Raw genomic sequence first — 10264 nt, 5'->3', positions numbered from 1 at the left:
CGGCCAGCACCGGCATCACCGCGATCAGCAGGTAGGCGGTGATCAGCCAGGTCCACACGAACAGCGGCATGCGCATCAGCGTCATGCCCGGCGCGCGCAGGTTCAGGATCGTGGCGATGATGTTGATCGCGCCCATCACCGACGACACGCCCATCATGTGAATCGACAGGATCACGAACGGGAAGGCCGCGCCGGTCTGCAGGCTCAGCGGCGGGTACAGCGTCCAGCCGCCGGCCGGGCCGCCGCCGTCCATGAACAGCGTCGACAACAGCAGCGCGAACGCGAACGGCATGATCCAGAACGACCAGTTGTTCATGCGCGGCAGCGCCATGTCCGGCGCGCCGACCATCATCGGGATCAGCCAGTTGGCAAGCCCGACGAAGGCCGGCATCACCGCGCCGAAGATCATGACCAGCGCGTGCATCGTGGTCATCTGGTTGAAGAACATCGGCTCGACCAGCTGCAGGCCGGGCCGGAACAGCTCGGCGCGGATCACCAGCGCCATCGCCCCGCCGATGAAGAACATCGTCAGCGACAGCACGAGGTACATCGTGCCGATGTCCTTGTGGTTGGTCGTGCTCAGCCAGCGCCACAGCCCGCGCGGCGGCGCGTGCTCGTGGCCGTGGTCGTGTCCGTCGTGAACGGCATCGTGTCCGGCGGTGGTCGCGGTCATGTCCGGTCTCCCGTTCAGCGCAGGGTCTTGATCATCGAGGGCTGGACCGCGTCGCCGAAGTCATTGCCCCAGGAATTGCGGATGTAGGTCAGCACGGCGGCGACCTCGACGTCCGAGAGCTGGCCGGCGTAGCCCGCCATCGGCGTGCCGGGGATGCCCTTCAGCACGATCTCGGCGTGCTTGTCGAGCGGCCCGACCGTGATCTTGCCGTCGGCCGACAGGAAGCCGCGCGTGCGCAGCGGTTCGAGCAGCGCCTCGGGGCCGGAGAACGGCTTGCCGTGGATCAGCGGCGGGAACATGCCGGCGATGCCTTCGCCACTGGCCTGATGGCAGGCCGCGCAGCTGCGGTAGACCTCGGCACCCTTGGCCATCAGCTCGGCCTTGCCCCAGACACGATCGGCCGAGTTGCGCTCGGAGGCAGCGGCAGCCTTGGTGTCGGCCAGCCATTTGTCGTAATCAGGCTGGTTCATCGCGACGACGACGATCGGCATGAAGCCGTGATCCTTGCCGCAGAGCTCGGCGCACTGGCCGCGGTAGGTGCCGGGCTGGTCGATCTTCGCCCAGGACTCGTTGACGAAGCCCGGGATCGCATCGCGCTTCCAGCCGAGCGCCGGCACCCACCAGGCGTGGATCACGTCCGAGGCCGTGGTCAGGATGCGCACCTTCCTGCCGACCGGCACGACCAGCGGCCTGTCGACTTCGAGCAGGTAGTGCTCGCCCTTGTCGGTCTCGCCGTGGATCTGGCGGGCGTCGGTCTTCAGGCTCGAATAGAAGCCGATGTCCTCGCCGAGGTAGTCGTAGCGCCACTTCCACTGGTAGCCGGTGACCTTGATCGTCAGGTCGGCGTTGGAGGTGTCTTCCATCTGCACCAGCGTCTTCGTGGCCGGGATCGCCATGCCGACCAGGATCAGCACCGGCACGATCGTCCAGGCGATCTCGATCGTCGTGCTCTCGTGGAACTGCGCCGCCACTGCGCCGCGCGACTTGCGGTGGTGGTACACGGACCAGAACATCACGCCGAACACGACGATGCCGATCGCCACGCAGATCCAGAAGATCAGCATGTGCAGCTCGTAGATGCGGTGGCTGACGGCGGTGACGCCGGGCGTCATGTTGAGCTGGAAGTCGGCGTGTACCGCCGCGCTCCACAGCCCGAGGACGCCGGTCGCGGCGAGGCCGCAGGGACGGAAGGCTGACATGCCCGATGTACTCCTCAGGTGGCGACCCGTACGTCGCGGGTCCGGAGCGGGTGTGTGCAGGGCACCCGCCACGATGGTTGCAAGCCTTCGGTCGGCGACCGCCGGAAAACGCCGGGGCCGTCTCCTTATTTATGGGTATCCGTGCCTGCCGCAGCGCAGCCGCGCGCGCAGCGAGCCGGCCAGCGCCTGTCGCTCGGCTTCGGTCAGGAAGCCGCCGATCTCGACCGGCCGGCCGTGCGTGCCGAGTTCGAGCCGGCTGCCGCGCCCGCTCGCGTCCGGCTCCAGCGACACGCGCACCCAGCAGCGGGTCAGCGCCACGCGCATCGGTCGCCGGCCGCTGCGCTCGACGATCACCTGCTGCGCTCCGATGCGGATCGACTCGCGCCGGCGGTTGTCGCGCTGCGTCCACCACAGCGCCGCACCGAGCGCCGCCAGCTCCAGGCCGGTGAACGGCACGACCGGCCAGAAGCCGAAGTAAAGGCAGACAAAGGCGATCGTCACGCAGACGCAGCCGGTCGCTGCGAAGAACAGCAGCGCGCCGGTGGCGGACAGGGAACGGTTCGGCCGCAGCTCGAAGCAGACCTCATGATCTTCGTCATGGCATTCAACGTCGACCATGACCCTCGCTCCGGCATCACGGATGGTCACGGTGTAGAACGGGGGCCAAAGACTGTCAACGGCGTGAAATTCAATGACGCAACGCAGCATTCACGCAAACATTACCGATTTTTTTGAAACCCCTTGCGGATCAATCCCCCGCCTTCCGGCAGTGATGAACTGGTTTGCCGAAGTTTCATGCAACGCAAGCGAAGGGTCGGAGCGGGACGCGGAGTCGACGTGGATTCATTGAAAATTTCCGACCGAAATCCTTACCGGTAACACACGAAACTCCCGACGCGGGACGGCGCTTGCCGGCAGCCCGATCGCCTGCAGCCCGCCGGGCACTGCGGCAACGTCCCGGCCGGCGCCCGGTCCGCCGGCGGCGCTTCAGCGCATCAGCCAGAACTCGGCGCTGGCGCTCTGGCCGGCGGCATCGACGACGGTCACACGCGCGGCCCCCTCCCCGTCCGGCTGCCAGGCGACGCTGCGCCGCATCGGCGAGCCAGTGAGCGGCACGCCGTTGACCAGCCAGCGCAGCGGCCGCAGGCCACCACTCGCGACCAGCGGCAGCGGCGCACCGTCGGCCGGCAACGCAACGCGCGCGCCGGGCAGCGGAAAGCTCAGCGCCAGCGTCGCGCGCGTGTCGCGGGCAGCCGAGCCGGCCAGATGCCGCCAGTTCGGCGCCAGCGCCCGGCCGCCGTCCGGCAACTGAGTCTGCTCGACGAAGGCGACGCGCGGGCTCGGGGCCAGCAGGTCGAACACCCGCCACAGCAGCGGTGCGGCGGTGTTGCGGCCGAAGTGCCCCGGGTTCGGCGAGCCATCCGGCCGGCCGACCCAGACGCCGACCGTATGCGCACCGTCGTAACCGAGCGCCCAGGCGTCGCGAAAGCCGTAGGAGGTGCCGGTCTTGTAAGCGATGCGGCGCGGCTGGCGCGTGTCGCCGGGCGGCACGGCCTCGGCCGGCGGCGGCGCGTCTTCGAGGATGCGCGCGAGCTGCTCGGCGGCGACCGGCCCGAGCAGGCGCATCGGCGGCCGGGGCACGGCCGCTGCCGCTTCCATCAGCGTCAGCGGCGGTGCGCTGCCGCCGTTGGCGAGCGCCGCGTACAGGCCGGCGAGATCCCAGAGCCGCATGCCGGCGCCGCCGAGCACGATCGGCAGCCCCGGCGCGGCACCGTCCGGCAGCTGCAGTTCGAGCCCGGCCTCGCGCAGGCGCTGCGCGACGCGCAGCGGCCCGACGCGATCGAGCACCGCCACCGCCGGCACGTTCAGCGAGCGCTGCAGCGCCTCGCGCACGCTGACCTCGCCGTAGTAGCGCTCCATGAAGTTGCCGGGCGAATAGTCGCCGAAGCGCGTCGGCACATCGTCGATGCGCGTGTCCGGGTGCAGCACGCCGTCGTCGAAGGCGAGGCCGTAGACCAGCGGCTTCAGCGTCGAGCCCGGCGAGCGCAGCGCGCGCAGCAGATCGACGCTGCCGTGGCGCTGCGGATCACGGAGCTCGGCGGCACCGACGTAGGCGAGCACGCGCCCGCTGCGCTGCTCGACGACGACGAGCGCGGCATTGACCTGCGCCCCCAGTCCGGCAAGCGCGCGCTGCGCGAGCGTCGCGGTCTCGGCCTGCACGCGCGCATCGAGCGTCGAGTGCAGTTCGAAGGCTTGCGGCTGCGCCGCGTGCAGCGCGGCGGCAAGATGCGGCACCGCGCGCGGCAGCGTCAGGCGCTGTGCCGGCACGGCCTCCTCGCGCGCCTCGGCAGCCCGGGCGGCATCGAGCACGCCGGCCGCGGCCAGGCGCATCAGCACCTTGTCGCGCGCCAGGCGTGCGGCCTCGGGCCGGCGATCCGGGCGCAGCCGGGTCGGCGACTGCGGCAGCGCCACCAGCAGCGCGTATTCGGCCGGACGCAGCTCGCGCGGCGACTTGCCGAACCACGCGAGGCTCGCCGCGCGCAGGCCTTCGAGGTTGCCGCCGTACGGGGCCAGCGTCAGATACATCGCCAGCAGCTCGTCCTTGGAAAAGTGCGCTTCGAGCTGCAGCGCGCGCAGGCATTCGATGAGCTTGGCGCCGAGCGTGCGCGGGCGCGGTTCGAGCAGGCGCGCGAGCTGCATCGTGATCGTCGAACCGCCGGAAACGATCCGCCCGTGCCGGAGCCACTGGCCGGCGGCGCGCGCGAGTGCGAGCGGATCGACGCCCGGATGCCGGCGGAAGCGCTGGTCCTCGAAGGCGAGCAGCGCCGCGACGTAGGCCGGATCGACCTCGGCGAGCCGCACCGGCAGCCGCCAGTAGCCATCCGCCGAGCGCTCGACGTGCAGCAGCGTGCCGTCGGCGGCGAGCACGCGCAGGGATTCGTGCTGCAGGCGCGACAGCTCGGGCGGCAGCAGGCGGTCGGCCGTGACCAGCGCGAAGAAGACCGCAGCCAGCAGCAGTACACCGATACGCGCGCGCCACGACCACGGCCCGGCAACCGGCCGGTCCGTCGTTTGCCTGCCGCGCCCCCTCCCCTGTCCCGCTCCGGGACAGGGGATGAATCGCAGGCGGGTGTGCGCCGCCCCCCGCCACACCGGGTTCCGCCTCACTCGATCTTCACCCGCCCCATCGCCCCGCGCCCGCGCAGCTGCGGCCGGTACATGTCCTCGGCGAGCACGGCCGGCACGCGGTAGTCGCCGGGCGTGATGGCGCGCACCAGATACGCGAGCGTGAAGCGGCGCGTGCCGTCCTCCAGCCCGATCGCGGCGACGTAGCGGTCATCGCGCAGCTCGACGTGATCGGGCTCGGTCAGCGTCGGCAGCCACGGCAGTTCGGACGGTGCGCGGTTCGGGCCGAGGGCGGCGTTTTCGAGCTCGAAGCCGGCCGGCAGCAGATCGACGACCAGTCCCTGCACGTACTCGCCGGCCGCGACCTCGCCGCCGATCACGGCGACCAGCGTCGTGCCGGCCTTGACCAGGCCCGGGCCGGGCGGCAGCGGCTTGCCGTCGAGCGTGTACCACTGGCGCGTGACCGTGATGCCCTCGCTCGCCGCCGGCTGGTCGGCGCTCGGGATGCCGCTGCGCGTCACGCGCACCCAGGTCTGCGCCTGCGCGTCGTTGGCGAGCGTGAGGCCGCGTTCGAGCGCTGCGGCTTCCGGCCGCAGCCGCGCACGCGCCTTGCCCTGCGCCCACGGCGCGCCGTCGCGGCTGATCGCAAGCTGGCCCTGACCGGCGCCGAGCGCCTGCGCAGCGAGCAGCAGCCAGGCCTGCTCCTGCGTGCTGAGGTAGCGCCGGCCGTCGGCCTCGCGCGCGACATCGGTGGCCAGATCGCCGATGCGCGCGCTCTGGCCGGCCTCGGTGGCGAGCGCGAGCAGGGCGGCGCGGTCACGCAGCGCACTGCCGTAATCCCACCAGTAGTACGGCCGCGCCTGCAGCGCGAAGGCATGGTCGAAGGCCGCGCGCGCGCGCTCGCTGTCGCCGTAGCGCGCCAGCGCCGCGCCGAGCTGCGCGGCCGCCAGCTCGGTCGGCATCTTCGCGAGCCAGGCATCGTGCAGGTAGCGCAGCTCGCCGGGCGTGGCCGCCTGCGCGCGCGCCAGCACGTAGGCACTGGCCGCGCGCGTCGCGAGTTCGCGCTCGTCCGGGTCGCTGCGGCTGTTCAGCGCATCGTGCAGCGCCGCCAGCCCGTGCTTCAGCGCCACTTCCGGCACCAGATAGCCCTGCTCCTTCGCACGCACGAGGAAGTTCATGACGTAGGCGTTCAGCCACGGATTCGGATCATCGAGCGCGCGCCACAGCCCGAAGCCGCCATCGCTCCTCTGCTGCGCGAGCAGCCGGGCGATGGCGTCCTGCACGCGCTTCGGCAGCGCCGGATCGACCGCCTCGCCGCCGAGCCAGTCGCGGGCGAGATCGTTGGCGTACAACAGCGGCAGCGCGCGGCTGGTGGTCTGCTCGGCGCAGCCATACGGATAGCGATCGAGCGCATCGAGGAGCGCCGGCACGTCGATCGGCGGCCGTGACGAGGCGAGCACGTCGACGCGTCCGCTGCCCGGCAGCCAGCCGCCGAGCAGATCGGCGCCGAGTGCGAGCTTCGCGCCCGGCGCGAGCGCCTTCGTCTCGGCGAAGGTCTGCACGGCCTGCGCGGCGCGCACCGTGAACGGCCATTCGCGTTCGATGCGGCTGCCGTCCGGGCCGGTCACGGTCAGCGTCAGGCGCGCATCGCCAACGCCGGTGGCACTGAGCGCAAGCGCACCGCGCACCTGCTTCGGCCGGCCGTTGCCGAGCGCGAGCGTCTGCGCAGGCGAGCCTTCGATCGTCACCGGCCCGCTGACGGCGTACTGCACCTGCCAGTCGCCGGGCGCGGCGGCGAGATCATCGAACTGCGTGCGCACCTGCGCGCGGTCGCCGGGCGCGAGGAAGCGCGGCAGATAGGCTTCGGCGACCAGCGGATCACGCACCGGCACCTGTGCCTCGCCGCGACCGACGCGCGTGCGGTCCCAGGCGACCGCCATCAGCCGCAGCCGGCCGTTGAAGTCCGGCAGCGCCAGCGGCACGCTCACCCGTCCCTGCGCATCCGGCGTCACGAAGCCCGAGAACAGCGCGACGCTCTGCTTGTGTTTGAGCTGTGCGCCATCGAGCAGGCGGCTGTCGGCATCGCCGCCGCTGCGCAGTTCACCGGCACGCCCCTCGGCCGGTGCGATCAGCCGGCCGTAGACATCGAGCATGTCGAGTCCGAGCCGGCGCTTGCCGAGGTACCAGCCGACCGGGTCCGGCGTCTCGAAGTCGGTGAGCTGCAGGATGCCCTCGTCGACCGCGGCGACGGTCAGCGTCACGCCCTTGCCGCCGCTGCTGCCATCGGCGCCGCTGAGCGTCACCGGCAGCTGCACGGTCTGGCGCGGCCGCCATTCGGCCGGGGCGTCGAGCTTCACGTCGAGCCGGCGCGGCGCATCATCGAGCGCAAGCCAGGCAAGCCCGATCGCGCGCCCCGGCCCGACCGCCGGCGCCTCGCGCCCGGCCCGGAATGCCGTCGCGCTCACGTACACGCCCGGTCCCCAGTCGGCATCGACCGGCAGATCGATGGTCGCGCCCTCGGCCGGCACGTACTGCGAGTGCGCGAGCCAGAGCTTGTGGCTCACGACCGTCAGCAGCACCTCGCCGGCAAACGGCGGCTGCACGCGCACCTTCGCGCTCGCGCCCGCGGCGTAGCGTGGCTGATCGAGCGTCACGCGCAGCTGATCGGGCCGGTCGCCGGCGCTCGGGGCCGCGTACCAGCCGACCGTGAAGCGCACGCTGCTCGCCGTCGTGCCGGCCGGGTCGTAGACCTCCAGCCGGTACGGGCCGTAGTCGAGTGCGGCGGTATTGAGCTTCGCCGGCGCGTCCATCCCGATATCGAGCGCGCCCCCTGCGACCGGCGCGCCGTCGCGCAGCAGCAGCTTGTAGTCGAAGCGGCCGGTGTCGCCGTTGTGGAACCAGTAGTAATCCCAGTTCTCGCGGTACAGCTCCCAGCGCAAGCCTTTGGCCTCGCGCACCTTGCCGTCGGCCCCGACCGCGATCAGCTCGAACGGCGCTGCCGCGCCCTGCTTCAGGCCCTGCCCGGCGTCGAAGCCGGGGCGGATGCCGAGGGCGTAAGGTGTGGTCCGGTACGGCAGGCGCACGACGCGGCGCACCGGCCGCCCGCCCGGTTCCTCGATGCCGACGCGCACGCTCAGGCGCAGCGGCCGGCCGGTATCGGGCACCGGCGGCGCCTCGATGCGCGCCACCGCCCGGCCCTCCTCGTCGGTGGCCTGCGGCAGACCTTCCAGGTTCTGGTAGGCCGGCTCCCATTCGTCCTGCACCAGCCCGAAGCGGTAGCCCGCGAACTGCGGATACGGATCGGGATCGGCTTCGAGCGTCGCATCCATCTCGACCGGCAGGCCGGCGGCCGGCGCGCCGTACAGGAACTGGCCGCTGATCGCGAGCACGACCGCCGAATCCGGCGTCAGGAACGGCTGGTCGGTGGCGAGTTCCACCTTGATCTGCTGCGGCACGAAGTCCTCGACCTGGAAGCGCCGCTCGCCGATCGCCGGCCCGTCCGGCTCGGCGTGCAGGCGCGCGGTCCAGGTGCCGCTGCGGGCGTTGGCCGGCAGTTCGAGGCGGGTGTGATACGCGCCCGGTGCGCCGGGGGCGAGCACGCGCCGTTCGGCCTCCTCGCCGTCGGGGCGGCGCACGATCAGCGTCACCGGCAGGTTCTCGACCGCGGCCGCGCCGGCATCGCGCAGCAGCGCGCTCAGCTCCACCGCCTCGCCGGGCCGGTAGACGCCGCGCTCCGTATACAGGAAGGCATCGAGCCCGACCGGCTGCACGCGGCCATCGACGCCGCGATCGGACAGATCAAACGCCGGCTGGCCGAGATCGAGCAGGTTGAAGTCACCGCCCGGCCCGTAGGCATAGAGGCCGCGCACCGCGCGCCCGCCGCTGGCGCGCAGCAGGCCGGGATCGAACTTCGCGCGCCCCTCGGCATCGCTGGTCACGGTCGCGAGTTCGGTGTTGTTGCGCGCCAGCAGCCGCAGTTCGACGTTCGGCGCCGGCCGGCCGGATTCGAGCGAGCGCACGAACACGTGCAGGCCATCGGCGCCGCGCAGCACGCTCAGGCCAAGGTCCGAGACGATCAGCCACTGCGTCGCATGCACGTCGTAGTCGTAGTCATCGTCCTCGTCGCCGGCGGCGGGGGCCTGCTTGCGCGGCGGGCGGGCGGTCAGCACGTAGACGCCGGGTTTCGTCTCCGGCAGCACGGTCTTGAGCGGCAGCAGCGTCACCGTCTCGCGGTTCTTGTCGCCGGCGAACTCGACGCTGCCGTGCCAGACCTCCTCGCCGCGGTCGCTGGCGATCGCATCCTCGTCGGAGCCGTACAGCGCCTCGTCGAAGCTGCCGTTGAGGACTTCGCGGATCAGGTTGCGGTCGTTGATGCGCAGCAGCTTCAGTTCCGCCGCCGGCAGGTTGACGCTGACCACCGGCAGCATCTGCCCGGCCTTGCGCGGCAGCACGTAGCCGTTGCCACGGAAGGCCACACTCGGCTTGCGGTCCGGGAACGCCAGCGTGAAGGTCTCGCTGCTGGCCGTGCGATCGCCTTTCGCCCCCGGCACGCCGGCGCGCACCGTCACCCGGTAGCCCTGGCCCCACTCGACGCCCTCGGCGCAGAGCTTGGTGTCGCGCACCGTCACCGACAGCCGCACCGCCGGCTCGGTCTGCAGGAAGTCCTCGTAGTGGTACTGGCGGGCCTTCGAGAGCGGGTCGCTGAATTCGACGCAGAAGCGCGGCGTCGCGGACTCTTCCTCCACCGCCGCGTTGACCGGCTTGATGATGAGCGTCGCGCGCAGGTTGGCGGCGCGCCTGGCGATGCCCTCGTCCGGCACCAGCGCCAGCCCCTCGTCATACATCGCGAGCGCCGCGCGCCCGTCCTGATTGACCTCGGTCAGCCGCCCGAGCACGAACAGCGCCGCCGCCTGTTCCTCGGCGCTCTTGGCGAGGCGCAGCGCCGCATACGCCGCCGGCCGCGCGCGCTCGTCCTGCGGATTGCTGTTGCCGCGGGCGCGCGCGAGCTTCAGCCACAGCGGCCCGTCATCGGGGTGCGCGCGCACCAGCAGCTCAAGCGGCACGATCGCCTCCCCCCACTTCTTCGCCTTCAACGCCGCATCGGCCTTCGCCTGCGTATCCGGCGGCAGCACCTTGCCGGCCTGCGCGATCAGCGCCGCCCGGTACTGATCGGCCGCGACGCCGAGGGTCTTGTCTTCAAAGGCATGGGCAGGCATGGCGGACAGCCACGCAAACAGCAGGCACAGCAGCGGCAGGGCACGCATGG

At 71.7% G+C, this 10264-nt stretch carries 5 protein-coding genes; all 5 read right to left on the bottom strand.

Going from position 1 to position 10264, the window contains the following annotated elements; all coding sequences use genetic code 11:
* The coding region (locus PKE44_RS09785) for a cbb3-type cytochrome c oxidase subunit I (protein ID WP_324550546.1) at nt 1-673 on the bottom strand (673 nt) is incomplete at its 3' end.
* Nucleotides 674-687: 14 nt separating this feature from the next.
* Complete coding sequence (gene coxB / locus PKE44_RS09780; protein WP_324550544.1) at nt 688-1872, bottom strand: cytochrome c oxidase subunit II; 1185 nt, start codon at nt 1870-1872, stop codon at nt 688-690.
* Between the two features lie 129 nt (nt 1873-2001).
* The gene (locus PKE44_RS09775) at nt 2002-2490 is read right to left on the bottom strand and encodes a DUF2244 domain-containing protein (RefSeq protein ID WP_324550542.1); all 489 of its coding nucleotides are present in this window, start codon (nt 2488-2490) and stop codon (nt 2002-2004) included.
* Nucleotides 2491-2859: 369 nt separating this feature from the next.
* Nucleotides 2860-4842 (bottom strand): penicillin-binding protein 1C, encoded by a 1983-nt coding sequence (gene pbpC / locus PKE44_RS09770; RefSeq protein ID WP_324550548.1) that lies wholly within the window; start codon nt 4840-4842, stop codon nt 2860-2862.
* A gap of 194 nt (nt 4843-5036) precedes the next feature.
* A complete protein-coding gene (locus PKE44_RS09765) occupies nt 5037-10214 on the bottom strand; it encodes an alpha-2-macroglobulin (RefSeq protein WP_324550540.1) in 5178 nt (1725 codons plus the stop codon).
* Nucleotides 10215-10264 lie beyond the last annotated feature (50 nt).

Source organism: Plasticicumulans sp. (assembly GCF_035331805.1).
Taxonomy (GTDB): domain Bacteria; phylum Pseudomonadota; class Gammaproteobacteria; order Competibacterales; family Competibacteraceae; genus Plasticicumulans.
The sequence above is the reverse complement of the archived record's forward strand: the minus strand, read 5'-3'. Positions and strand labels throughout refer to the sequence as shown.